This is a genomic window from Candidatus Parcubacteria bacterium, assembly GCA_021414235.1.
Classification (GTDB): Bacteria; Patescibacteriota; Minisyncoccia; order Phycocordibacterales; family JAKFXT01; genus JAIOOV01.
This window is the reverse complement of sequence record JAIOOV010000004.1, coordinates 353,019-376,682: the sequence shown is the minus strand read 5'-3', so window position 1 is coordinate 376,682 and position 23,664 is coordinate 353,019. Positions and strand designations below refer to the sequence as shown.

32 protein-coding genes and 1 tRNA gene are annotated in these 23,664 nt (G+C 55.2%); 14 read left to right on the top strand and 19 right to left on the bottom strand.

What is annotated here, in order from left to right:
* Positions 1-6: 6 nt before the first annotated feature.
* The 3 genes from K8Q93_03015 to K8Q93_03005 are packed head-to-tail and all read right to left on the bottom strand — an operon-like array spanning position 7 to position 1,251.
* Positions 7-600: a 3'-5' exonuclease gene (locus K8Q93_03015; protein MCE9644184.1), complete on the bottom strand. Its 594-nt coding sequence runs from the start codon at positions 598-600 to the stop codon at positions 7-9.
* Entirely contained in the window at positions 597-875 is a 279-nt protein-coding gene (locus tag K8Q93_03010) for a hypothetical protein (GenBank protein MCE9644183.1), read from the bottom strand. Before K8Q93_03010 ends, K8Q93_03015 begins: the two co-directional genes overlap by 4 nt.
* Position 876: 1 nt before the next feature.
* Positions 877-1,251, bottom strand: a complete 375-nt coding sequence (locus K8Q93_03005) for a hypothetical protein (GenBank protein ID MCE9644182.1) — start codon at positions 1,249-1,251, stop codon at positions 877-879.
* A 48-nt stretch (positions 1,252-1,299) separates the two neighbouring features.
* On the opposite strand from K8Q93_03005, the gene rpmA reads away from it, so the two are divergent.
* On the top strand, positions 1,300-1,572 hold the full coding sequence (rpmA, locus tag K8Q93_03000) for a 50S ribosomal protein L27 (GenBank protein MCE9644181.1): 273 nt from the start codon (positions 1,300-1,302) through the stop codon (positions 1,570-1,572).
* An 86-nt stretch (positions 1,573-1,658) separates the two neighbouring features.
* Positions 1,659-2,159: a hypothetical protein gene (locus K8Q93_02995; protein ID MCE9644180.1), complete on the top strand. Its 501-nt coding sequence runs from the start codon at positions 1,659-1,661 to the stop codon at positions 2,157-2,159.
* 372 nt (positions 2,160-2,531) lie between these two features.
* Here K8Q93_02995 and rplI read toward each other — a convergent pair whose 3' ends face one another.
* Both rplI and K8Q93_02985 read right to left on the bottom strand, forming a co-directional pair.
* On the bottom strand, positions 2,532-2,975 hold the full coding sequence (gene rplI, locus K8Q93_02990; protein MCE9644179.1) for a 50S ribosomal protein L9: 444 nt from the start codon (positions 2,973-2,975) through the stop codon (positions 2,532-2,534).
* Positions 2,976-3,010: 35 nt separating this feature from the next.
* Entirely contained in the window at positions 3,011-4,219 is a 1,209-nt protein-coding gene (locus K8Q93_02985) for a S41 family peptidase (GenBank protein MCE9644178.1), read from the bottom strand.
* 81 nt (positions 4,220-4,300) lie between these two features.
* On the opposite strand from K8Q93_02985, the gene K8Q93_02980 reads away from it, so the two are divergent.
* The 3 genes from K8Q93_02980 to K8Q93_02970 all read left to right on the top strand — a co-directional run bounded on the left by K8Q93_02980 (position 4,301) and on the right by K8Q93_02970 (position 7,027).
* Entirely contained in the window at positions 4,301-5,218 is a 918-nt protein-coding gene (locus tag K8Q93_02980; GenBank protein MCE9644177.1) for a hypothetical protein, read from the top strand.
* 5 nt (positions 5,219-5,223) lie between these two features.
* Positions 5,224-6,603 (top strand): cysteine--tRNA ligase, encoded by a 1,380-nt coding sequence (gene cysS / locus K8Q93_02975; GenBank protein ID MCE9644176.1) that lies wholly within the window; start codon positions 5,224-5,226, stop codon positions 6,601-6,603.
* 106 nt (positions 6,604-6,709) lie between these two features.
* Positions 6,710-7,027: a hypothetical protein gene (locus K8Q93_02970; GenBank protein ID MCE9644175.1), complete on the top strand. Its 318-nt coding sequence runs from the start codon at positions 6,710-6,712 to the stop codon at positions 7,025-7,027.
* Between the two features lie 49 nt (positions 7,028-7,076).
* On the opposite strand, the gene K8Q93_02965 is transcribed toward K8Q93_02970, so the two are convergent.
* Positions 7,077-8,651 (bottom strand): glycosyltransferase, encoded by a 1,575-nt coding sequence (locus K8Q93_02965; protein MCE9644174.1) that lies wholly within the window; start codon positions 8,649-8,651, stop codon positions 7,077-7,079.
* Between the two features lie 125 nt (positions 8,652-8,776).
* Here K8Q93_02965 and dnaB point away from each other — a divergent pair, with 125 nt between their 5' ends.
* From dnaB to K8Q93_02950, 3 genes are all read left to right on the top strand, one after another.
* Positions 8,777-10,153: a replicative DNA helicase gene (gene dnaB, locus K8Q93_02960; GenBank protein ID MCE9644173.1), complete on the top strand. Its 1,377-nt coding sequence runs from the start codon at positions 8,777-8,779 to the stop codon at positions 10,151-10,153.
* A 1-nt stretch (position 10,154) separates the two neighbouring features.
* On the top strand, positions 10,155-10,769 hold the full coding sequence (locus K8Q93_02955; protein MCE9644172.1) for a toprim domain-containing protein: 615 nt from the start codon (positions 10,155-10,157) through the stop codon (positions 10,767-10,769).
* 90 nt (positions 10,770-10,859) lie between these two features.
* The gene (locus tag K8Q93_02950; GenBank protein MCE9644171.1) at positions 10,860-11,231 is read left to right on the top strand and encodes a hypothetical protein; all 372 of its coding nucleotides are present in this window, start codon (positions 10,860-10,862) and stop codon (positions 11,229-11,231) included.
* Between the two features lie 55 nt (positions 11,232-11,286).
* On the opposite strand, the gene rplU is transcribed toward K8Q93_02950, so the two are convergent.
* The 4 genes from rplU to K8Q93_02930 all read right to left on the bottom strand — a co-directional run bounded on the left by rplU (position 11,287) and on the right by K8Q93_02930 (position 13,399).
* Entirely contained in the window at positions 11,287-11,607 is a 321-nt protein-coding gene (rplU, locus tag K8Q93_02945; protein MCE9644170.1) for a 50S ribosomal protein L21, read from the bottom strand.
* A 98-nt stretch (positions 11,608-11,705) separates the two neighbouring features.
* Positions 11,706-11,903: a hypothetical protein gene (locus K8Q93_02940; GenBank protein ID MCE9644169.1), complete on the bottom strand. Its 198-nt coding sequence runs from the start codon at positions 11,901-11,903 to the stop codon at positions 11,706-11,708.
* A 65-nt stretch (positions 11,904-11,968) separates the two neighbouring features.
* Positions 11,969-13,051, bottom strand: coding sequence for a DNA recombination protein RmuC (locus K8Q93_02935; protein MCE9644168.1), 1,083 nt, complete (start codon positions 13,049-13,051; stop codon positions 11,969-11,971).
* A gap of 63 nt (positions 13,052-13,114) precedes the next feature.
* Positions 13,115-13,399, bottom strand: coding sequence for a hypothetical protein (locus K8Q93_02930; protein ID MCE9644167.1), 285 nt, complete (start codon positions 13,397-13,399; stop codon positions 13,115-13,117).
* A 46-nt stretch (positions 13,400-13,445) separates the two neighbouring features.
* On the opposite strand from K8Q93_02930, the gene K8Q93_02925 reads away from it, so the two are divergent.
* The 3 genes from K8Q93_02925 (at position 13,446) to K8Q93_02915 (ending at position 15,053) form a co-directional block, all read left to right on the top strand.
* Positions 13,446-13,895, top strand: coding sequence for a GatB/YqeY domain-containing protein (locus K8Q93_02925; protein MCE9644166.1), 450 nt, complete (start codon positions 13,446-13,448; stop codon positions 13,893-13,895).
* Positions 13,896-13,957: 62 nt separating this feature from the next.
* Positions 13,958-14,425 (top strand): hypothetical protein, encoded by a 468-nt coding sequence (locus K8Q93_02920; protein MCE9644165.1) that lies wholly within the window; start codon positions 13,958-13,960, stop codon positions 14,423-14,425.
* Positions 14,426-14,570: 145 nt separating this feature from the next.
* Positions 14,571-15,053, top strand: a complete 483-nt coding sequence (locus K8Q93_02915; GenBank protein ID MCE9644164.1) for a hypothetical protein — start codon at positions 14,571-14,573, stop codon at positions 15,051-15,053.
* A gap of 99 nt (positions 15,054-15,152) precedes the next feature.
* On the opposite strand, the gene K8Q93_02910 is transcribed toward K8Q93_02915, so the two are convergent.
* The 5 genes from K8Q93_02910 to K8Q93_02890 form a co-directional block, all read right to left on the bottom strand.
* The gene (locus K8Q93_02910) at positions 15,153-16,982 is read right to left on the bottom strand and encodes an ABC transporter ATP-binding protein/permease (protein ID MCE9644163.1); all 1,830 of its coding nucleotides are present in this window, start codon (positions 16,980-16,982) and stop codon (positions 15,153-15,155) included.
* A gap of 78 nt (positions 16,983-17,060) precedes the next feature.
* A complete protein-coding gene (locus K8Q93_02905; protein ID MCE9644162.1) occupies positions 17,061-17,633 on the bottom strand; it encodes an exonuclease domain-containing protein in 573 nt (190 codons plus the stop codon).
* On the bottom strand, positions 17,633-17,917 hold the full coding sequence (locus K8Q93_02900; GenBank protein MCE9644161.1) for a hypothetical protein: 285 nt from the start codon (positions 17,915-17,917) through the stop codon (positions 17,633-17,635). Before K8Q93_02900 ends, K8Q93_02905 begins: the two co-directional genes overlap by 1 nt.
* 195 nt (positions 17,918-18,112) lie before the next feature.
* Complete coding sequence (locus tag K8Q93_02895; protein ID MCE9644160.1) at positions 18,113-18,268, bottom strand: DUF817 family protein; 156 nt, start codon at positions 18,266-18,268, stop codon at positions 18,113-18,115.
* A 51-nt stretch (positions 18,269-18,319) separates the two neighbouring features.
* On the bottom strand, positions 18,320-18,568 hold the full coding sequence (locus tag K8Q93_02890) for a DUF3761 domain-containing protein (GenBank protein ID MCE9644159.1): 249 nt from the start codon (positions 18,566-18,568) through the stop codon (positions 18,320-18,322).
* 118 nt (positions 18,569-18,686) lie between these two features.
* Here K8Q93_02890 and K8Q93_02885 point away from each other — a divergent pair, with 118 nt between their 5' ends.
* Positions 18,687-19,811, top strand: coding sequence for a YibE/F family protein (locus tag K8Q93_02885; protein MCE9644158.1), 1,125 nt, complete (start codon positions 18,687-18,689; stop codon positions 19,809-19,811).
* Here the strand turns inward: K8Q93_02885 and K8Q93_02880 are convergent.
* Complete coding sequence (locus K8Q93_02880) at positions 19,808-20,104, bottom strand: transcriptional repressor (protein ID MCE9644157.1); 297 nt, start codon at positions 20,102-20,104, stop codon at positions 19,808-19,810. The two genes, K8Q93_02885 and K8Q93_02880, sit on opposite strands and share 4 nt — an antisense overlap.
* An 82-nt stretch (positions 20,105-20,186) precedes the next feature.
* Here K8Q93_02880 and K8Q93_02875 point away from each other — a divergent pair, with 82 nt between their 5' ends.
* Both K8Q93_02875 and K8Q93_02870 read left to right on the top strand, forming a co-directional pair.
* A complete protein-coding gene (locus tag K8Q93_02875; protein MCE9644156.1) occupies positions 20,187-20,870 on the top strand; it encodes an AAA family ATPase in 684 nt (227 codons plus the stop codon).
* Positions 20,871-21,071: 201 nt separating this feature from the next.
* Complete coding sequence (locus K8Q93_02870) at positions 21,072-21,374, top strand: hypothetical protein (protein MCE9644155.1); 303 nt, start codon at positions 21,072-21,074, stop codon at positions 21,372-21,374.
* 135 nt (positions 21,375-21,509) lie between these two features.
* On the opposite strand, the gene K8Q93_02865 is transcribed toward K8Q93_02870, so the two are convergent.
* The 3 genes from K8Q93_02865 to K8Q93_02855 all read right to left on the bottom strand — a co-directional run bounded on the left by K8Q93_02865 (position 21,510) and on the right by K8Q93_02855 (position 23,660).
* Positions 21,510-21,584, bottom strand: a tRNA-Glu gene (locus tag K8Q93_02865).
* Positions 21,585-21,693: 109 nt separating this feature from the next.
* The gene (locus tag K8Q93_02860; protein MCE9644154.1) at positions 21,694-22,086 is read right to left on the bottom strand and encodes a hypothetical protein; all 393 of its coding nucleotides are present in this window, start codon (positions 22,084-22,086) and stop codon (positions 21,694-21,696) included.
* A gap of 260 nt (positions 22,087-22,346) precedes the next feature.
* Entirely contained in the window at positions 22,347-23,660 is a 1,314-nt protein-coding gene (locus K8Q93_02855; protein ID MCE9644153.1) for a UDP-N-acetylmuramoyl-tripeptide--D-alanyl-D-alanine ligase, read from the bottom strand.
* Positions 23,661-23,664 lie beyond the last annotated feature (4 nt).

Genomic DNA, 23,664 nt, shown 5'->3' with positions numbered 1-23,664 from the left:
GGCATCCTAACGTGCGAGCCAGGGAATATCAAACTCCTTGAATTCCGGCAGGAGCTTCTTGTCGTAGAGAAGGCGGGAGAGCTCTTCTGCGGCCACTTTGGCGCCATTCAGCGCATTGTGGGGCTTGGGTTCCTCGGGTATCCCCACATAGCGCTGGATGGCGGAGGAATTGAGCGCAGAGCGCTTATGCTCCACCGGCGGCTCTATTCCCCACTTCACCATATGCACATACGCAGCCGTGTGCGTGTCGATGGTGCGATGCGCCAGCGGATAGTCCAGATGATAGCGCTCGCAAGTCGCCTTGATGAAGTCGCGGTCGAAAGAGGGATTCTGACCCGCCGTGGTATGGTCCTCCGCTTTGCTCATCCATGCCAGGAATTCCTGCACGATCTCTTTATCGCTCTTCTTCTTGGGATCGCGGATCTCCGCTTCTGAGAAGCCGCAGACCGCGAGCGCTTCCTCCATCACATGCGCACCCTCCCAAATGCGGCACTCTGCATAGAATTGATTCTTGGGATTATTAAAATCAAGCGCCCCGATACTCACTAAGGAGTGCTTGTACGGGTCGGTACCGCTCGCTTCTACATCAAGGACGATCATACGGATTGTGTTTCTATCTCCAGCCCGAACTGCTTGCGCACCCAAGTGTCCACTCTCTTAAGCGGTCCGGCGAAACGCGGGTACCTACGCCGGAGGCTCAGCAGCTTTGCATGGAACCACGGGGAATGGAGCGAGAGGAGATAGAATCCTATGGCAAGGAAGAGGAGGCCCTGGAGGACTGGCAGGAAAATCCCTACCCCGCCAAATACTATCAACGCCCAGCCGGAGAAGTTTAAGAGTATCCGCTTGTGGGTAGGCTTGAATTTCTTGAACATACTACTTGCAATTGGCTGCCAGCGTGTAGCCCGCGCTCTCGGCTAGAGCCGCTGATTCAAAGGAAATCTTGTTCTTCTCGCTGATGCTCTTGGCCCCTGGGCACCAGGAGAAGTGATATTTGGTTCCCTTGGAGGAGGCTACTACGGCTCCTGAAGGCTTCAGGGCGGCCGCAGCCGCCGCGGTAGCCACTCCTCTCCCCCCTGAAGCCACTTCTGTGCCCTCCCCTTCTGGATACAAGATCCTGACCGGGGTCCTAGCTATCTCCTGACTTGAAAGCCTCCCGAGGCCGAAGGAGGCGGTACCCACCAGGACCACGATTACCCCCACAAAGAGCTCCCGTGGCACAGAGAGCAGAGCGCCCTTGATTTTATCCAAGGCATCTCGTATAATCACACGCACTTAATTATACGGTAAAAGCAAGCTATGGCAACGAAAAAAGCTGGCGGTTCAGCCAAAAACCTACGCGACTCACAGCCCAAATACCTGGGTACTAAGCTCTATGAAGGCGAGACTGCCAAAGAGGGCTCTGTCATCATACGCCAGCGCGGCACCCGCATCCTCCCGGGAGTAAACGTCGGCATGGGCAAAGACCACACTCTCTTCGCTCTCAAGCCTGGCATCGTCTCCTTCTCCTCTACCCGCAAGAAGCACTTTGACGGGAAAACTCTCATCAAGAAAGTAGTCAACGTAAAGTAAACAAAAACCCCGCTCAAAAGGCGGGGTTTTTGCTTTTTAACGCCAAAGCGCTATCCTGCAGCCAGAACTGAACAGGAGGACCCATCGTGGACACAATCGGGCCCTATGCCGAAGTGACCGACTGCCAGGCCTTCACAAAAAAGCTCGTGGAGAAGCTGCAGAACCATTTCTCGGCGCAATACCCCTACCTGCCATTCCTCGGCCAACGTAAGAACCCGTACGACTTCTCTATCGGTTACCTGCGAGTGATCGACTGGTGCGAAGGACAATTTCTCCGACAGGAGTACCTCACCCCCGGAGAAGGTGGACTTGTCCGTCGGGACACGGTCCCCTTCACCATCTCTAGTAGCGCCTTCGCCATCTACGTCGAAGGCGTCGAACCGGAAAAAGCAGGCATGGGCCGGGGCACAACTCTTCTCCCCCAACTCTTTGCCTGCTTTGCCTTTGACCTGCCGAGGCCCGGACAACCACGCTCGGAGTGCCGAGAGTATATGCCCCGCGTCACCCCGAAGTTCTTCCACAGAGAAGTAAGGGACTTCGTGAGGAAGAGATTCAACCAGGAGGTCATCTTCCTGAAGGCTTCATAAACACCCCCGCAACTACGCCGCTCGCACCTTGGTGCGGGCGGTTTCCCTAATCCACAATTTGACATCGCTTCTCATTTCGCCGATAACAAAAGGGCACACTGTTCTTTAATTGCAAAAAGACTGGAGAAGTTATCGTGTCGTCGGAACCCATCATGCCGTCCACCTACCACCTGGCAGTTGCTGCACAGCAACAGTGCTTGCCAGTCCCCATCAGGCCAGCTCTCGGTCTCTGGGAGATCTCCACAATCACTCCCTCTTCTCTGCCCGGGAATATTAATCCGGAAGGAGCACAGGGCAGGTTCGCCGCCGCCTGAGTTCACCCTCTCGGCACAATCCCGCGCCAATCTGGCGCGGGATTCACTTTTTTATAAACTACTTCCCCTTCACCTCCACCGTCACGAAGCCCTTCTGACCATGGGCTTCCACCGGAATCCGCGTGACCCCCGTCGTACGGATCGCCTTATCAAGTAACAGCGCTTCTTTGGGGAACTCCGCACCCACTTTCTCCCAGATCGCACTGAGTACGGCTTCCTTATGAATACCTGCGAAGAGATGCCCCTGTTCGTTGGCCTTGCCGTAGAGGACCACCGGCGTCTCCTCAAGCGTCCGCAGGTGCTTAGCGAAGAAGGCGCTATGCACTTTCTCTTGGGCGGCACTCTTTAGGCTCATCTCCCCCACCTTGGCGAGGAGTGCTGCCGTAGCGGGCTGGGCCAGCTTACGCGGAAAGAGGAAATTAGCCGCGTAGCCGTCGGAGACATCTTTGACCTCGTTCTTCCGCCCGAACTTTGGGACATCCTTCAATAGCACTACTTTCATACCCCTAACCTATCAAGAAAAAGCCTGTCTGTCCCCTAGCGTGCCTTAAGGAGCGCCGCTGCCTTCTCCATCTGCGTATCTACCGGCACTTCGCCTTTAGGAGTGGTCGTAGAGAGAGACACCACTACGTCCGGAGTGAGTCCGTTGTGCGAGATGGAAAGACCGTTCGGAGTAAGCCAACGTGCGATGGTCACCTTGAGCGAAGTCTCCGGAGTGATCTTAACCAATTCCTGCACAGAGCCCTTTCCGAAGGTCTTCTCTCCTACGAGAATCGCTTTCTTATGATCCTGGAGCGCACCTGCTAAAATCTCGGAAGCGGAAGCGGAGCCACCGTTCACCAGGATGGCGAATTTGAGCTGATCAGTGAAAATGTCATAGCCTTTACTGCGATAGATCTGTTCGCTCTCTTCCTTGCCGAAATCCTCCCTCACCACCGTCTTGCCCGCAGGCAGGAACCAGCTGGCCATATCCACAGAGGCTTCCAGGTAACCGCCAGGGTTGTTACGGAGGTCGAGGATGAGCTTGTCGGTACCTGAGCTTACGAACTCACGGAGCGCGTTCCGGAAGAGTCCCATGGAGGGAGCCGAGAAGTTATAGAGACTAATGACGAAAACGCCGTCCTTGCGCATCTCCGTACGCACCGTGGGGATATCGATCTGCGCGCGGGTGAGCGTCTTTTCAAAAGGCTGCCCGATACCCTCGCGAGAGAGAAGGAGCGTCACCTGAGTCGCACGCGGTCCCCTGATGAGCTTGACCGCCTTGTCCACGCCAAGACCTGCGGTCGTAGTGGTGCCGATACGGAGTATCTTGTCTCCCGCGAGGATGCCTGCACGGGCTGCCGGGGTGTCTTTGAGAGGCGCAATGACTACCAGCGCATCATCCCGGATACCGATCTCCATACCCACGCCCTCGAAGTTACCTGCGATATCGCTCTCAAAGTTCTTGGATTCTACCGGCGGGAAGAAGACCGTGTACGGATCGCCGTAGGAGGAGGCAAGCCCAGAGATGGCTCCCCAGACCTTTTCCTGATCGGTAGGGACCGTGTCGCCGCCATACTTCTCATTGAGGAGCGCCCACGCATCCCAGAAGGGACCGAAGTCGGCTTTTACATCCGACTGAGTATTGACCGCACCTACAGAAGCAACAGAAGACCGGAAGAGAGGTGCGCTATATACGCCGCCTGCAAAGATGGCGAGCGCGAGGAGACCTTTGACGATGTAGCGAGAATAGCTGGAGGAAGGCATACGAAATATATCTGAGGATTATCTCAAAGCGTTTGGTATAAGTAAATGCGCTGCATCGGGTATACTTATCGACATACGCATATGGTGGAGAAGCGACAATACAACGGCCTCACCTGGATAGACGCCTCCTGCCCTACCCCTGAAGAAGTCCGCGCGCTGGTCGCGGAATATCACATCGCGCCTTCCGCGGGCGAAGAGCTCTTCACCCCTACCGCCAAACCGAGAGTCGATCTCTATGCCGACCACCTGTATCTCATCCTCCACTTCCCTGCTGCGGGTCCCAATGTACGCACCGGAGGCAGCCATGAAATAGATTTCGTCATCGGCAAGAATTTCCTCCTCACCGTACGCTACGAGAGTATCGAGCCGCTGCGCGTCTTCGCCAAAGCCTTTGAGGTGGGAGCACTCAGAGATCGTGGAGAAAAGAATGGAGCCCATGCCGGACACCTCTTTTCCCACCTCCTCAAAAGCCTCTACGGTTCCCTCCTCCACGACCTGGAGCACCTAGAGAGTACGCTCATCGCCATAGAGAAAAGCGTCTTCGACGAGAATGCCCGCGACCTAGTAGGCAAGCTCTCCTTTGCTGGCCGTGAACTCCTCGCGTCAAAGCAGGCTACCCGCCTTCACCACGAAGTGCTGACCTCACTGGAGAGCTCAGGTGCCCAGCTCTTCGGAGAAGACTTCAAAGACAGCCTCTCTGGGGCCATGGGCGCCTACTACCGCGTACGCGAGGCGCTCGAGAGCAACAAGGAACTCCTCCACGAACTACGCCTCACCCACGACGCGCTCGTCTCTGCCAAGCAGAATGAGGTCATCCGCACGCTCACCGTCATCTCCTTCGCTATCCTGCCGCTCTCCCTCATCGCCGAACTCTTTGCCATGGAAGTACAGGGCAAGCCCTTCACCGACGTAGCGAACGGCTTCTACGGAGTGATCATCCTCATGCTCCTCGCTCTCGCAAGTATCGTGGTGTACTTTAGATACAAGAAGTGGCTATAACTCACATGCCTCTCCGCCTCTACAACACCGTCTCCAGACAAAAAGAAGACTTCACTCCCACACCTCCGTATGAAGTGCGGATGTACCATTGCGGCCCTACCGTCTACGACTACGCCCATATCGGCAATCTCCGCTCTTTTACCTTTGCAGATATACTGCGCCGTACTCTGGAGAAGCTCGGTTACTCCACCAAACAGGTCATCAATATCACCGACATAGGACATCTGGTGGGAGATGCGGATGATACCGAAGACAAGATGACCGTGGCCCTCAAACGTGAAGGCAAACCCCTCACTCGGGAGGCCATGCTCGAGCTCGGCACCTTCTATATGGAAGCCTTCAAGAAGGACTTGGAAGCCATGAACATCCTCGCTCCGCACGAACTGCCCCGCGCGAGCGAGCACATTACTGAGGATATCGCCCTCCTGGAACGACTCGAGAACAAGGGTTTCCTCTACAAAACCTCCGACGGCTTATATTTCGACACCTCCAAAGACCCTCATTATGGAAAGCTGGCCGGTAAGGAACTTCCTCCAGTAGACGAGAGTCGCTCCCGCATCGGCGCAAATGCAGAAAAGAAGAACCCTCGCGACTTCGCTCTTTGGAAATTTGATGAAGCACTCGGTTGGCAAAGCCCTTGGGGCAAAGGCTTCCCTGGCTGGCACATCGAGTGCTCTGCCATGAGCATGCGCTACCTCGGTGAGACCTTCGACATCCACACCGGCGGCATCGACCACATCCCAGTGCATCACACCAACGAGATCGCTCAGTCTGAGAGCGCTACGGGGAAACCCCTCTCTCGCTTCTGGATGCACAATGCTTTCATAAACATTGAAGATCAGAAGATCTCCAAGTCTCTCGGTAACACCTTCTCGCTACGAGATATAGAAGAAAAAGGTTTCAGCCCTCTCGACTACCGCTTCTGGCTCCTCTCTGGCCACTACCGCTCCCCTATGAACTTCTCCTGGGAAGCATTAGAGGGCGCTCGCTCTGCCCGCGCCCAGCTGGTCAAATCCGCTTCTCAAATCACCCTAGGCGAAAAGCCTTCAGGCTCCGATGACACTCAAGCCTACGAACAGAAATTCCTAGAAGCCCTCGAAGACGACTTGAATACTCCCCAAGCTCTCGCCGCCGCCTTTGAGCTCGCCAAGGACGAGAATGTGGATGAAGAAGCCAAGCAAGATGCTCTCGCTCGCATGGATACGGTACTGGCTCTCGGTCTCAATCAGGTCATCCCCGACGACATCCTCGCGCTCGCCAGGGAACGCGAGTCCGCTCGCACCAGCAAAGACTTCCCCACCTCCGACCGACTACGTGATGAACTTAAAGAAAGAGGATTTGGACTCGAAGATACCAGCAAGGGCGTGCGAATCTATCCTTTCTAATTCGCCGCTTTAATTTTGAATGGTACAACATAACTATTGACATATATACACTTTCATAGCATGCTGAATAGGTGCGCAGTCGTGCGTACCTCTCAGGAGAGCGTCGATGGCTCAGATGACACAGGTTGTCGAAAATCCGCAGGTCGTTACAGGTGTGTGGAAATTCCACAAAAGCGTGCCTCCGGAAGTTCTAGTAGCGCTTGCCATGGAATGGAGAGCAGCGCAGCCCGGATACACGCAACTCCACGTGCGCGAAAGCGCAAAAGACCAGCGGGCTATCGGATTTCAGTACACGCTTCCGCGTCCCGGCAAGAAGGCTTACGACAAGTTCTTTCACGCCCACCGTGATCAGCTCAGACGGCGCTTCGGCGACGAGTTCGTGGGCTGGGATGTCGGCAACCCGACCATCATCATCCTGCAATAGCATCTACTGCACCGCCTCTCCCGACACTCGTCGGGAGAGGCCTTTGGTTTTAAAACCCGTGATTCTTCTCCAACACCCGGCGGAATATCTCCATCCAATATTTCTTAGGTGAGTACTTCTCAAGCGCCATACGCTGACCATTCTTAGCAATGCGCTCCCGCCCTGTATCATCCGCCAGATACTTCTTAACCTTTGCAATCAAATCCTCTATATCTCTAAACTGCACATACTCCTCTCCTTCTTTGAAGAAACGCGGGGTCTCGCTCCCCTCCTGCTCCATGAGGAGCGCACCGCAAAACATCGTCTCAAATACACGACCCTTGAGCTGCACCAGACCCGTAGTGGTCTTTGAGAAATTGAGGGAAATCTTGGAGCGCTGCAGCACGCTGGCATATTCCTGGATGCTCACCTTCTTCAGCACATCCTTGTTGCTACCTAGCGTCACCACGTTTATTCCCGCATCCCGTAGAGCCTTAATCATCTCTTCCCTCTCCGGATGCGCCCCCTCTATGGTGCCAGCGAAACAGACGTCTATATCCCGCGGCAGCCCCATGTCGCCAAACACGCGTGTGTCATATGGCGTCCAGAGAGCGGCGTAGCGTTCGGTCAGCTTGCTGTCCTTGCGATATGCCTCGGCAGAATCCCAGACCACCGCGAGCGCCGCGAACTCTGCGATCTCATCACTAATGCCGAAATAGTGCGTTTCCGAGTCAGACCAGACGGAGACTATGGGGATCTTGAGATGCTTCTTTATCGTCTGCAGAGTTTCCTTGGTAGGTCCGCTCACTCCATCAAGAGAATGGCACTGCAGGATAATGAGGTCAGGCTTCTCCCGGAGACAATGCTTGATGAGCTCCAGATCCCCGGAGTAACCGTGACGAGTGCGAAAAGTATCCAAGTGGAAGCGACTGTACGTAGCCACTCCTGCTGCTTCCAGGGACCCCCAGAAATTGTAATCAAATATGAAGCCTACCGGCTCCTCGGTGACGAAGAGCACATGGGGGTGAGCGCGCTTCGGTTTTTCTAATCCTTTTCCATTCGCAAAGAGCGTAGCACGCGCTGGCTTCACGATCTTCATTTCAAGCGCAAAGGACTGCGCCACATTCCCCTCATGCTCCAGGAGCGCACGTACCCTCTCATATGGGATATGTCCGTTCCGTAGGGCCTCTGCTACTTCCGGCACGAAACGGTACTGCGCAGAAGCAGGCTCGCAATCCAAGTCGATACCCGCGAAGATGCCGAGCTTGGTCTCCCTTCCTCCGCTCGCCTCATCCCGCAGGTTGCGCACGTTGTCGAACATGGCGAGCCCTTCCGGGGTTACCGTGCGTACATTGAGCGGATCGTTCAGGAAAGCATCACTCCGCCAGTGCGGCGCAGACACCTTCACAGAACAACCATCCTTCGCGACCCGGTATACCTCCTGCCAAAGGCGGATATATGCCCGCGGGTCCTGAGCAAGCTGCTGGAGCGAGTGGTCGAAGACGATCTCCTCCACACTATTCTCCTGCCACGGCCAGGGATACTTCTCGAGATTCCAGATGATATCGGGAGTGCAGGCCTCTTCCCGATCCACATTGACGTAACCCGGCAATTTATTGTATCCGCAGCCGAGATTCAGACGCATAGGGCTTAATGCTAGCCAAGGAAACCCCTCTGTCAAACAAGGGCATTTCCTGTCCCCAACTTGGACACAGCTTACCCCCTTTCCGTAAGGGAGTGGGAAAAATCCTACATGCTAAACTTCTACCCATGGCCCGCCCCTCCCCTTCCTTCGCCCGCGTCCCACCGCAGAACATCGAGTCCGAGAAAGCCGTGCTCGGCTCGGTGATGCTGCGTCCGGAAGCCATCCACGAGATATTGGATAGCGTCTCTCCGGAGAGCTTCTACGCAGAGAAGCATCGCATCATCTGGGAAGTGATGCTCGAGCTCCTCAGCAAGAACGAACCCATCGACATCGTGTCTCTCTCCTCACGTCTCAAGGAGCGAGGTCTCTTGGAGCAGGTGGGTGGCGCAGGCTACCTCGCAGAGATCGTCTCCATCGTGCCCTCTGCTGCCAACATCAAGTACTACGGCGATACCGTCTACAAGAAATTCGTGCTGCGCTCCCTCATCCGTGCCTCCGAGGAGATCAATGAGCTCGGCTACAGCGAGCACGAAGAGATCGAGACCCTCGTCGATCAAGCCGAGCAGCGCCTCTACACCATCAGCAACTCCGGCGGCTCCCGCAAGTTCTACGCCATGAAAGACATGCTCGCGGAGGCCTGGGAGCGCCTTGAGCGCATCCACGAGAAGAAAGACGGCCTGCGCGGCGTCTCTTCCGGCTTCAAGGAGATCGACAGCATGCTCTCCGGCTTCCAGAAGTCCGACCTCATCATCCTGGCCGCCCGCCCTTCCGTCGGTAAGACAGCGCTCGCCCTCGACATCGCCCGCCGCTCTGCTACCGAGCACAACACCACCGTGGCCGTATTCTCCCTGGAAATGTCCAGCCAGCAGCTGGTGGACCGCATGCTCGCCGCGGAATCCAATGTGAACGCCTGGCACATGCGTACAGGACATCTCTCGCGTGACGAGGAATTCGACCGTATCCGCAACTCCCTCGACCGTCTCTCCAAGGCACCCATCTTCATCGACGACCAACCAGGCAACAACATCCTCAAGATGCGCTCGGTGGCCCGTCGTCTCAAGCGCGAGAAAAACCTCGGCCTCATCATCGTGGATTACCTCCAGCTCATGACCCCCGTCAACACCAAGAACTCCGATTCTGCCGTGCAGCAGGTCACGGAGCTCTCCCGCTCCCTCAAGCATCTCGCCCGCGAGCTCGACGTCCCGGTCATCGCCCTCTCCCAGCTCTCCCGTGCGGTGGAGCAGCGTGGCGGCAAGCCCCGGCTCTCCGACCTCCGCGATTCCGGTTCCATCGAGCAGGACGCGGACGTGGTCATGTTCATCCACCGCGAAGACAAGAACAAAGATGCTTCTGAGCGCACCAACATCGCCGAGATCCTCATCGAGAAGCACCGTAACGGCCCCACCGGCGTAGTGCAGCTCTACTTCAACGCCGACCGCTCTTCCTACCAGTCCATCGACAAGTCGAGCTTCGGTGACTTCGCGGATGTAGCCACCTTCTAGTATGTCGAGCATCGACAAGCTCACGGAGTCTTTCCGCCACTTTCCGGGCATAGGCCCCCGCCAGGCCCGCCGCTTCGTCTACTACCTCCTCACCAAGAACCGTGAGCACCTGGAGGAGCTTTCCAATCTGATATTAGAGATCCGCCGCGAGATCCACGTCTGTACCTTCTGCCAGCGCTTCTTTAACGGACGTACCCAGGCCCCCCTCTGCCCTATCTGCGCCGACCCAAGCCGCGACAAGAGCCTCCTCATGGCAGTAGAGAAAGACATCGACCTGGAGAACATTGAGAAGAGCGATGCCTACGAGGGCCGCTACTTCGTCCTCGGTGGCACTGTGCCAATACTCGAGAAAGAGCCCACTCATCGGGTACGTTCCCGCGAGTTCCTCGCTACCGCAACAAAAGAGATGGAAGCGGGTCACCTCAAGGAAGTCATCCTGGCTATGTCGGTGAACGCCGAAGGCGAGAACACTGCCGAATATCTCTCAGGACTCCTCGCACCCCTCCGTGAGAAGGGCCTGCGTATCTCCATGCTGGGCAGAGGCCTCTCCACCGGCTCTGAACTTGAATACGTGGACAGCGACACTATCAAGAGCGCACTGACGCACCGCACCTAGACTGATTATAAATACGTTGTATAGTGAGAACAGACGTCCCCCTCACTCAGGAGTCGCGCTATGACGCGTACGATATCGACCCTCGTAACAATGCTCTTGCTGTTCTCCGCGCCCTCTACCGCCCAGAACACGGACAACTCCTTTCTCCAACCAGGAGAGAAGCTTTTAGTAAGAGGGCTCTTCTGCTCCAATCTCGACCACCTGAAGGCCGTCGTCACGTCGCTGACGTCCACTTCGGATCGAGAGAAAGCCGAGGTACGAGCCTCCCTCGTAGGTGCGCGAGCCGGAGACAAACCGTGCTTTGAGGGTCGCCTCGAAGTCACCGTCGTCGCCGAACACGACCACGTGAACGGCATCAGAACGAACGGAGGCCAGACCACTCGCTATCTCCTCGAGATGCGGGACTCTGCCGGTCGTACGATATTCGCGATGTCTCCTAAGCCAGTGCGCTTTCGGGCGTAAGACACATCGGGAACCCAAAGGCCTGCCGGCAACCCCGGCAGGGGTTTTTGATTCTTTAGGAGAGCTTCTCGATCTTCACCTTAGTGAAAGGCTGGCGATGACCGCGGTTCTTATAGTAACGGCTCTTGGCCTTGTACTTAACCACCTCTACCTTCTTGGCCCGGCCTGCCTGGAGTACGGTGGCGGTCACTTTGGCTCCAGAGATGTACGGAGTGCCCAGGGTAGTGTCCTGGCCGTTGTCCACCACGAGCACTTTGTCGAAGACGATAGCGTCTCCGGCCTTGGCTTCGTCAGACAATTTCTCGATGGCGATTTCGTCGCCCTCAGAGACCTTGTACTGCTTGCCCCCTGTGAATATGACCGCGAATTCCTTCATAGGGGCTAACCTTAGCCTGTAAAACGAAAAAAGGCAAGTCCCGCCCCGCCCTTATCCAGCCTAAGCTGGATAAGGGCGGGGCCAAGACTAGCCCGGCCTCACTGATCGAACATTGAGCCTTCCCGCTCCTTTGCGGAAAGCCCGGTCGCTGAAATCCTAACGGACTCCGCGACCGTAGGTTGTGGGGGATCGATGGAAGGCATCCGCGCGATCGGGTGTACCAGTCGTCTTAAGCGCCCTTCTTCGAAGAGATCCTGGATGATCCCGCCAGGCTCTGATTCGGTATCCTGAGGCATCGTGACGCTCCTCTGCTTTGTACATGCTTAATACTTTTTAGCACGTATCGCCCGGATGACCAAAATTACTCCGCGTCCTTCTCCGGCCCCTCTATCAGAGTATTCTCCATCGCGAGCCCCGCTCCGGTGATGCGCATGACATCCTTGTCGATCTTCTTGAATTCCTTGCCAGAGGCATTGTAGTGATTCACCACGGTACCGAGCGTGTTCCCCAGCTTCCCGTGGTACTCCTCGTAGGCCTTGAGGTGCTTACCGAGCTCCCCCACCCGGAGGATGATGTCCTTGGCCGTCTCCTCTATCTGCATCGCCTTAAGCCCCTGGAGCACCGTCTGGAGATATGCCAGGAAGGAGGTCGGCGAAACGATGATGACTTTGTACTTGTTGGCCGCCCGCTGAATGAGGTTGTCCGTCTCCTCTGCCATAGCGCCGATCTTGTTCACCAGGAGTTCGTAATAGATGGCCTCATGCGGGATGAACATGAAGGCGAAGTCCATGGTGCCCTGGCTCGGACGGATATACTTGGCCGTCTCGGTGATGCGATTCTTGAGGTCGCTCACGAAAAGCTTCTCTAACCTGACCCTCTCCCCTTCATTCTGTTCTTCTGCGAGACGATTATAGTTCTCTAGGGAAAATTTAGAGTCGATGGGGATGATCTTGTCCTTCACCCGCACGATGGCGTCCACGATGAGGTCTGACCCATCGTCATCTTTGCCGAGGCCGTACTGCATCTGGTAGCTCCCGGGTGGCAGTACGTTCTTGAGGAGGGTCTCCAAGTAGTACTCACCAAGAATGCCCCGCTGCTTGGGGTTCTTGAGAATGTCCTGCAGACTTTTCAACTGATCAGCAAAAGAGACCACCTGCTTATTGGTCTCGTCCAAACGAGTGAGGCGCTCAGTCACGTCCCGCACGATGCGCTGGGAGGACTCGCTCGTCTTATGGAGTGAGTCGTTCATCTGGCGGGAGTTCTCACCTAATTTCTGATCCACCGTACGGGTGAGCTCGTTCATCTGCTCCAAGAGGAGCTTGAAGCCCGTATCGCCCCTCTCCTCTCCCCCGCCCTGACGGCGAGAGAGCCACCAGAAGAAAAAGCCCTGGGAGAGCAGGAGAAGGAGCCCGAGGAAGAGCAGAATGATGGTGGTGGTAGACATACGGCTATTCTAGCATTTTATAAAAAGACGACCCCGCGACGCATGCGCCGCGGGGTTCCTGCGTCAGGTCTTGATGGGTTGGGGACCCTTCCAAAATAGGACGTAATAAATCGTGCCGAGGGCGAGGTCCCATACCAGAACATTCCAGACCGAGAAGTCCCAGAAGTACCAGGCTGCCGCGGCGACCAAAGCCAGGAAGAAGAGGCCGCCGAAAAGCCATGCCCAATCCTCGAAAGATCCAGGGAGTGGATTTCTGCCAAACCACCCCATGATCATCTCAGCGAACCAGACAAAGCAGAACAGTATCAGAGCAAACGCCCTGATCGGGGAACGAGTAGCGTGTTGCATGCGCGCCTCCGTTGGACTCCCCGCAATATATCCTTATACTTTAACAATGCAAGAAAACATCCGTACCGAACTAGTGACAGCAATGAAAGCCAAGGATTCCGGGAAGGTCACTGTGCTCCGCGGCGTCCTCGCCGCCTTCACCAACGAACTCGTGGCTAAGGGTAAGAAGCCCCAGGACACCCTTACCGAGGATGAGCAGATCGCCGTGGTGAAGCGCCTGGTCAAGCAGCGCAAGGACTCTATCGAGCAATTCGAGAAAGGTGGCCGCCAGGATCTAGCCGATACTGAGAAAGCTGAACTAGCCATCCTCGACACCTATCTCCCCGCTTCCATGACCCACGAAGAGATCCGCAAAGTAGCTCTCGCTCTCAAAGAGAAGCTCGGTGTCACCGATAAAGCCAAGATGGGCGTGTTCATGGGCGCACTCATGAAGGAACTCAAAGGAGCAGCTGACGGTAGTGATGTGAAGGTAGTGGTAGAGGAAATACTATCGTAGACAAAGTATAAAAAATATGGTAACAAGTTGGAGACGTCCTTTCTCTATCGCAGGGGGTAACCATGCTTGGAACTGAAGGGGTCGACGTACCTACTGAATCCAATGTCTGCCTCTTGAAAGCAAGAGCTCCAGGCCACATCCCAGCAGCCTTCATCCTTTATCCGGAACGGCAACCAAATCGGACAAGTGGCATAGGGGTGATGTTCAATCCCGTCGGCACACTGTTCTTCTTCGCTAGCAAGGAAAAGATCGTCCGGCATCTCAAGGAGGAATTTGGCATTACCGCTCTCGTCTTTGACGCCGAGACGATTCGCAGGTTCCACCAGCAAGCCGGTACCAGATTCAAAGCGGAGGAGCGTTGGCTCACAATCGGAATAAGCTTGGACATCAAGGAGGATATCCAAGTAGCAGCTCTTCAGACCCAAGACGTTCTTGAGGAACATGGTTTTGAGGTCGAAAAGATCCCCATTCCCCTTGTCGAGCACATGCAGGCTTTCATCCTTCCGCCTTCACTACGTTCACTCACGTGAGAGAAAAGCTCTCCAGGGCGCAGCCGGTACCCAATCCGGCGCGCCCTTGCTTTTTATATAATAGGTGGTATAATAAAGACAGGTTAAATCGGTTCCCCGCTCTACGCCAGAAAGGAGGCGAACCATGCTCCCCAGCATTGGTGAGATGACTACCGTCACCGCTCGCCGCTGGCGCGCGGTGACAAGTCCCGAAAGGAAAGAGTTCAAGCGAATTGCGCTCAGGGTCGCCAAGGAATTCGGTTGCCCTTACTGGGATCTCGATTACTACGTTTCCGAGATCTGCAAGGAAGGGGCTCGACGGCGAGCCGAGCAGCAGAAGAGGCGAACGATCAAAAAGAAATCTAAGCCCAAGACTGAAACCTGGAAAGAAAAGGAAAAGATCCAGGTACAGATCGCTGCGGAGCGAAAAGAAGAGGACAAGTGGAAGAAGTTCCTCTTCCAGGCCTCCCGCGGCGAAGTTCCTATGCTGACGGACGACGACGGCAATCTCCTCTGCGAGCTTCCACCCCTCCAGAGTGAGGAAGAACCCGCTTCCCTCCCGAGACGACATCTTGAACCACGGCGTAACGCGCCACGCAGGAAACCTCAACAGAGGAAGGACAATTCCCAGCAACTAGCGTTCTTTTAGTCTGGGAGAAACGAACACGGCGACGCACGGAGCAATCCGAGCGTCGCCAAACTTTTTATATAAATCCTCTCTCACCAGCTATTTCCTTAAACGCCTAGATTACTCATACCCCTTCGCTTGTAGTTTGAATAGGCGTGCATAGGTACCATTCTTTTCCAGAAGCTCCTTGTGCGTCCCCAGCTCGCTGATGGTGCCTCCCTCCAAAATACAGATCTGATCCGCCTGGCGCACAGTAGAGAAGCGGTGCGAAATGAGGATCACCGTTTTGTCGCGCGAGAGATGCTCCATCTTCTCAAAGATCTTGGCTTCCGCCTCCGCGTCGATGGAGGAAGTCGGCTCGTCCAAGATGAGCACCTGCGCGTCGCGGTAGAAGGTACGCGCGATAGCGAGCTTCTGCCACTGGCCGATAGAAGGCTCCACGCCACCGGTGAACTTCTTGCCGAGCATCTGCTCGTAAGCATTACCCCAATGCTCGATGAAGATCTGTGCTTCGCCTGACTCAGCAGCATCCTTGACCCGCTCCATATCAAGCGGGATGTCAGTGCGCCCTATGGCGATAGCCTCCTTCACCGGGAAGTGATACGAGGCGTAATCCTGGAAGAGGATGCCGAGGTGGTGATACCAGCTCTCGATATCGAGCGTGCGCAGATCGTGACCGCCGATGAGGATGCGCCCCTCCGTGGGGTCATAGAAACGGCAGAGCAGCTTCACAAAGGTGGTCTTGCCTGCTCCGTTCACACCCACTACAGCGAGCTTGGCTCCCGGCTTTATGGTAAGCGAGAGATCTTTGAGAGCCCACTGCTCCGCGCCTTCATAGCGGAAGCTGACCTTCTCAAAGACAATCTCTGGAGTGAGATCCTTGGGGAGGACGATGCCCGCGACCGGCTTTACCACCACATCCGGCAGATTAAGGAATTTGAAATAGTCACTAACGAAGAGACTGTCGCTGTACTGGCGACCGATGTTGGCAAAGAGACCAGAGAGCGCGCCACGGAGTGCGGTCACGGAAGTAAGCAGGAAAGTGAGCGTACCGATCTCTATCTCCCCCTGCACCACCTGGTAGATGAACCAGAAGAGAGTAAAGCCTATGGCGAGCTGGGAGATGAGCGCGCCGCTCATGGTGTGCTTGATCTTACGCTTCTCCGCAGTGCGCTGGTCGCTCTGGAAGATCTCAAAGAGCGCCGCAATGCGGTCATAGAAATGCTTTACGTTCTGGAAGAGGCGGAGCTCTACCAGATTCGGGATATTGGTAAAGTGACTGCGCAGATTCCAGAACTGGCGGCGGAACTCGGCCTTAGTGCTGTAGATGCCCCAGATCTCCGTGCCGTAGCGTCCTTCGATGAGGAGCTCCGGGAGGGTGCCAGCGAGAAGTACGAGCAGGACCCACCAATCAGCATAGAGAATGATGGCAGAGGCGAAGACGATCTCCACCAGGTTCTGGTAGATGTAGAACTGCCGATCCACGAAGTTCTGCGCACGGTGCGTACTACCCTCTTCGATCTTCATGAAGAGGTCGTTCTTCTTAGGATCCTCCTGGATTGCTACATCGAGTTCCGCGCGGCGAGAGAGCACAAGAAGCTCGAACTTCTGGCCGAGGTAGAAATAGAAAAGCTTGGAGATATACCCCTGGAGCTTATAGAGGAGCGGGGTGAGGAGCGCGATGAACAGGAAGAGGAGCGTATAGAGCGTGATCTGGTAAGAGAAGAGATGCTCATGCGCCTCGGCGGTCAGCACATTGAGAAGCAGGGCGAAGACGCCGTTCTGAAGGAACGGCGTGAGCGATGCCAATGCCAAGACTCCGAGCATGGTGAGCACCATGCCAGGGCGGTCCGTCCACACGATACGGGTCAGACGCAAACTGTTGCGCCAGAGCTCCGGCAGAGCGGAAAGAGAGACTTTATTTTCTTTTGGATCGATAGATGAGTCCATTGAAAAAATATTTTACCACGAAATACCCTTTATGCATAGAAAGCGCTTGATCTTTTTCCAAAGCGTACAGATCTCGTGCTAGCTGAAGCGAAGGGTCTTCTTGAGTTCTCTCAGTCCATCCAGAATGGTCTGCGCATCCGAGAGTGCGTTATGTGCCCGACGCTCTGGCTCTTTGCCGAATGCACGCGTCACCGTTCCACTTGAGAGACTATCGACATCGGTACCTGCATTTTTAAATACCTCGCGCACATCATGGAATCGCTCCGTCACAAACGGAGAATCGATACCCACCAGCTGACAGTTCTTTTCTATGACATCCCCGTCATGACCAAAAGCGTACATCTCCCTCTCCCCCGCCCAAGCACGGAAGCGGCTGAGCGCATCCTGGAGATCCAACCCCTCCTCGTCTACTGCCTTCTGAGTGATGCCGGTAAGCAGAGAGAGATATTCAGACAAAACAGGATTCTTGACCGGCTTCACCAGGACGAGAAAAGATTCCCTCTCTTCGAGGGTCCGGCCGTCCGCGATGAGTGCGCCGATCTGCACGATCTCCTTATATTCTCCTGGCCTATCCCAGCCGCGCAGCCACGACCCTTCCCAGGCCGTGTACTCGGTATCAAAGATGACGAAAGAATCCGGAAGCAGGAGCATTATTTCCTCTTCTGACTGGCCATCTGCTTTATTTTTTCATCCCTATTACTGATTCTACTCTTTACGACGGTGATATCTTGTTCCGTCTTTTTTACATCCTCTTCTAGTCTGGATAAACCTCGCTTGAGTACGTCGATCTGGTTTTTCATCTCCCTTTCCTTATCCTCGATCTTATCCTGTTCCCGTTTCAGATACCCTTGGCGACGGCCGAGCTCGCGCTCTAATTCCGACAGCTTATCTTTATCTTGCTTTTCCTCTCGCTCAAGAATATCTATAGTATCCATATCGTTTAATTATGCCCTGAATGGTACTATGCCCTGCTTCTCTCCGCTATATACTAGGAGCATGAAAGTACCTAAGGCTATAGCCGTCATCACAGCATGAACACCCGCTCTCTCTCCATCCTGCTTATACTCCTCGCCCTACTCGGCATCGGCGGCTATTACGGCTACGAATATATCAAAGAGAAACCACCCACCTTATGAGTAGAGGAGAAGCGCTGCCAGGAAAAGGAAATCATAACGAGGAAGGCCGAATAGCGGGATGTGATTGGATAAGAAAAGGAGGACGAAGAAGGAACCCGCAAATACGCAAGCCTGGGCTTCTTTCAAACCAAAGAATAGGAATCCCCGCATAGGTCAATCTTATAACCCTAGCGGACGCGTGTCAGTGACCCGCGCAGCGAATCAGAGCCACTTGGCCACTCCTCTGTGTCCCGAGCACGTACCGCTCCGGTGTTTACTGAAGCTATAGCTTCCATCTTTGCATCGAGCTGACGCCCCCTTGGGTGCCTTAACAGCTTGGACAGGGACATGAACCTGGACTCCAGAAACATTGGTGTAATAGGAGCTCGCGGCGATGGCAAAAACAGGAGAAAAAGAAGAGGCGAGGAATACAGCTGCAGCCAGGATTGAGATGAGAAATCTAGGGTTCATTGACTGAGCCTACGCCTATAGGAGGAAAAGGCAAATCGAGGCGGGTGGGACTTATATACTTAACAACCATTAGAAGCCGGGGGCTGCCGGCTTCTGCTCTTGGGCGTATACTCTAATTATGATTTTCAAAGCCATCCTACTGACGCTTGCTTTTACCCTTTTACCCACCCCTTCCCACGCTCAATCCGAGCTGGTACCGGACACGATCAGCATCGAACGCGCTCGGGTACTTGAAGCGAGAGATCAGCGCGAAACCATCATCCCCGGCACCGATACTCCCTCAAAGACGCAGACCCTTACCGCAGAGGTGCTTGATGGTCCCGACAAAGGCCAGGTAGTGACCTTTCAGAACGACTACATCCAATTAAGCCAGGATGATGTTTTCTTCATCCGCCACCAAAGCAATTCCATAAGCGGGAGCGATTACTGGGTCGTCTCGGATCCGTATCGGCTAGATATCCTGCTGATTCTCGCAGTCGCCTTCCTGGCGCTCCTTTTCGTCTTCGGCGGCATCCAGGGACTCCGAGGGCTCGCAAGCCTGCTCGGAAGCCTCGTGCTCATCCTCTATGTCCTTCTTCCTGGGATCCTCGGTGGCTACTCCCCGGTCCTCGTGAGCGTCGGCGTCGCCTCACTCATCATCATCATCGGGTCCTACATCACTCATGGGTTCAACAGGACCACTTCGGCTGCCGTGCTCGGCATGATCGGCACAGTGGCTGTCACCGGCTTAACCGCATACTGGGCCGTCCACGCAGGACACCTCAGCGGCTATACGGCCGAAGAGAACATCTACCTCAACTTTGATACTCGCGGGGGCATCGATATGGTCGGACTCCTCTTTGGCGGGATCATGATAGGTCTCCTCGGCGTGCTCTACGATATCGCCATCGGCCAAGCCATTACCGTGGAAGAGCTCTTCAGAGCGGGTAAGCATATGACCAAGCTAGAGATCTACAAGCGAGCGATTCGCGTGGGTCGCGAGCACATCGGAGCCCTGGTGAATACCCTTGCCATCGCCTATGTCGGCGTCTCCTTGCCCCTGCTCCTCCTCATTCAGCATTCCTCGACCATGAGCCTGGCCTCCATCATCAACAGCGAGATGTTCGCTACGGAGATAGTGCGCATCATCATCGGCAGCATCGGCCTCATCCTCGGAGTACCGATCACCACCCTCATCGCCTCCTACATGCTTGAAAAGCAGCGCGGAAAATCAGGAGAACACCACGGACACAGTCACGCTTAACAAGTGACGCAGCCAGTCTTAAATCCGCAATCCGTGCAGATCATGTGATGATGGTGGTTCTTGGGGTATGAGAAGTGAATTGCATCTCCTTCCCCGCTCCCTCGCAGAAGAATACCAGCATCGGCCAGATCATTGAGGGCACGGTAGAGCGTAACCACATTGAGATCCAGCCTCTTCCCTATCTCATCGACGTTCAACGGGTGCTTTGCAATAAAAAGAGTGCGCAATAGTTCTAGACGACCAGGTGTCGCCCTGAAGCCGCGTTCATGCAGGAGCTTTTTGAAATCTTCCATGTCTTCATAGTACCTAAACGCAATAGATTTGCAATTAGATACCCATCTGAGGTATAGTCCTAAATGCAACTAAGTTGCGTTTATGAAAATAGCATTCCTCGGCAAAGGAGGCTCCGGCAAATCAACCATGGCAACCGCCCTGGTGCGCCATCTGCACTCCCGCGGTATGCGGGTTCTGGCTATTGATGCCGACCACAATATGGACCTCTCATATAACCTAGGAGCTGATCCAAAGGTGTTTCTAGGAACCGATCCGGATCGGATAAAGGAGTATGTAGGAGCTGAACGCTCCGGAGGATTCTTTGCGGCAGTAAAGATTGCTGAGGAAAGAGGCATCTGTTTCTCCCTCTCCCCTCTCGACCCGTTCACTCAAAGCGTCTCTGTAGAGATAGAGCCCCTGCTTCACCTCATGACCGCCGGTCCCCACACGGATCGTGTACGTTCCCTAGAAGCCTGTAGCCATTCGCTTGCTGCTCCTCTAAAGACGTATCTCCCCCTCCTCCGGCTTAACCCCAAAGAGGCTGTGGTCATAGACGAACGGGCGGGTACCGATCCGGTAGCTACGGGAATACTTAAAGGTGTTGATCTGGGGGTGATTGTCCGAGAGGACACAGTGAATAGCCGTCGAGTAGCTGAGCAGATCAAGCAAGAATTAGAGATAGCCGATATCCCCTGCCTGATCATCGACAACAAGGTCACTGATCTTGTCGCGGACACGAAGGCAGCTATTGAAAAAATAGATTCGTTCTTTGTGTCCAGCACTTAGCCCGCGCTTTGCGTGCTGCGTTCACGCGGGCTAAATGCTGGACATACAAGGAGATGCTGACAGCATGCCCTCCGTAATATATGGCGGAGGGCATGCTGGTAACATCGCCAGCGTTCTTTCGAGGAGAAGCCTATGTCGTTCCCTTCGATCACGCGACACATCGCGCAGGGTCTCGCCGGTGCCGAAGCCCTGCTCGCCGCAGTGAGGGAAGATTGCCCTGAAGGAGTCGCCTTCCTCCACAAGAAGGCGCACGAAGCCCAGGACGGTGGCAAAGCCGTGACCTGGAGCGTCGATCCCAGCTCCATCCTCGGCAAGCAGCTCATCCGCATCCATGCGAGCGACGCCGTGCGGCCGCTGGTACAAGAGAAGGTCTGCCACGGCCAGGAGCTCGCCTTCGTGAACTGCTGCAGCGGCGTCGTCGGCGGCAAGAAAAAGAACGTCGAGGAGCTGCTGCAGTTCCAGATCGAGTGCCAGGCCGGCCCCATCGCCTACCCGGACTGCTGAGAGCTCAGCCAACTCCCATACGGCCCGCCGCGTCGCAAGACGCGGCGGTTTTTCTTTCTGAGTCGTATACTCAGACCTTACTTCGGTAACAAAACAACCGCCTTCGAGGCGGTTGTTTTGTATCTGCTGCCAATGTGACCTTAGGGGGATTTGAACCCCCGTTTCATCCGTGAGAGGGACGTGTCCTGGACCGGGCTAGACGATAAGGCCGAATCTAAAACGTGCCTGCAGAGCAGGCGTTCAACACTATACCCCGATTTTTACAAAAAAAGAAGGGCCCTTACGGGCCCTTCAAGGAACAGGACCGGAGATCCTGCTCTCATCTCCTCGTCGACCGTTCCGCCTGACGGGAAGGGATCATGGATCTGAAGTAGCGAAGGTCACTGACCAACACCCACCCTTCACGCTGATTCAGTTTGGCTCTGTCCTGGTCCAAATCAAGAACGAGATAGATGGGTTTCTCGCCCTTAAAAGTGACCAGGTCATTCAGCCGAATCTCCACTTCCGAGCCACGGGGATCGAACCGATCCTTCGAACCCTTCATGTAGAAGTAGCCGGTCTTGGGGTCCTCCCGGGAGAACAGGCCAAGATACTTTTTGCCCTGGGTACTGACAGCGCGAATCTTCCTCCCCGGTACGAGTGCCATGCGCTGGAGCTCACTCTTTCGTTGCGCGATCTGCTCCGGCAGCATCTCGAACGGAATACGAGGCATTCCGTCGGGATGATAAGTTTTCCTTGAACCCTCTGCCGCCGCAAAGGGATCCTGTCCGGAGACCAGATTCACCCAAGGGGGCGACCAGGTCGGCCCCTTGCTACGCGCGGAAGGTGGAGCTTTAAAACCCTTCTTCTTATCTCTTCGAAAGAACGTGGTCACGAAAACCTCCTTGGTTCGAGTGAATTTTCAAGCACCATACTGTAAGTATTACACTCTCGCAAGAGATACCTTCAATATAAAATCTCTCACTAATATATTTATGGCCTCACGATCCACTGACGTTCCTGGCGTACCAGTAACTTGGCACGATCTTCTGGATGCTCCATGACTTCCTCCACGATGCGCTCCATGCGCACCGACTGGGAGCCCTTGATGAGCGCGATGTCCCCCTTCACCAAGATACTCTCCAGGAATTTACCCGCTTCCCGAGAATTGTCGTATTGAAAGATATTCTCGTCCGACATGCCGGCATCAAGCGCTCCTTCCGCCAGATATCGAGCTTCCTCCCCTACTCCGATGAGGATGTCCACTTGTTCGGCCGCCAAAGCGCCGATCTTCTTGTGCTCTTCCTCCGTATACTGACCGAGTTCACGCATACCCCCCAGCACTGCGATCTTGCGTCCATACGCCTTGAGCGATCCCAGGGCAAGGAGCGCTTCGCGGGCTGCCACCGGAGAGGAGTTGTAGGTGTCGTCGATGAGGTACGTCTCTTTCTCCCCTTGAATAAGGCGCATGCGCCCGGGCGGAGTCATATGCTCCTTGTTGAGCGCCTCTGCCATAGCAAGGAGAGGTACGTTCTGAGAGAGCCCTACGGCGACCGCCGCAAGGAGCGGATAGACATGCTGCATGCCCAGAGCGTCACGCACACGGAGTGTTGCCTGACGATCCCCCGAAATGACATCGAACTTCATGCCGATCGGCATGAGCTTACCTTCGGCATCCGGAACATACTCCACTGCCTCATCAAAACTACGCACAGTAGCGGAAGGCGTGGAACCATAGGTATAGACCGCATGCGGGGAATCATCCGCAAAAGAACGCACGCGCTCATCATCATTGTTCAAAACCAGTACCCCCGGCGTCTTGAGCGAGAACACGGGGATAGCTTCCTCCGCGAAAAGTGCCTCGATGGATTCGTAGAATTCCACATGCACCGGCACATCCGGGAAGCGCGTCACCACGGTGATATCGGGCTTCACCCAGGACATGAGTTCCCGCAGGTCTCCCGGCTTGTCCGCACCCACTTCGAGGATGAGCCACTCCGGATACGGGTAGTTTAAGAGGAGGAGCTTGATCCCCTGGAACATGGTCAGCATCCACCCGACAGGATTATTCCAGGCCCCTTCACGCCCGAGGATCGTGAGGGGTACGCCAAAATCGCTATTGTAGCTCTTGGCACTCTTGCGCACCGAGAGCGTGCCTTTGAGCGCGGTGTAGATGGCGTCCTTGGTGGAGGTCTTGCCGACGCTCCCGGTGACCGCGATGATGCGCGGATGGAATTTCTTAAGCACCGCCTTAGACTCTGCGGTGATGATGGAGAGGACAACCCATTTAAAGAGGCTTTTGAACATCGTG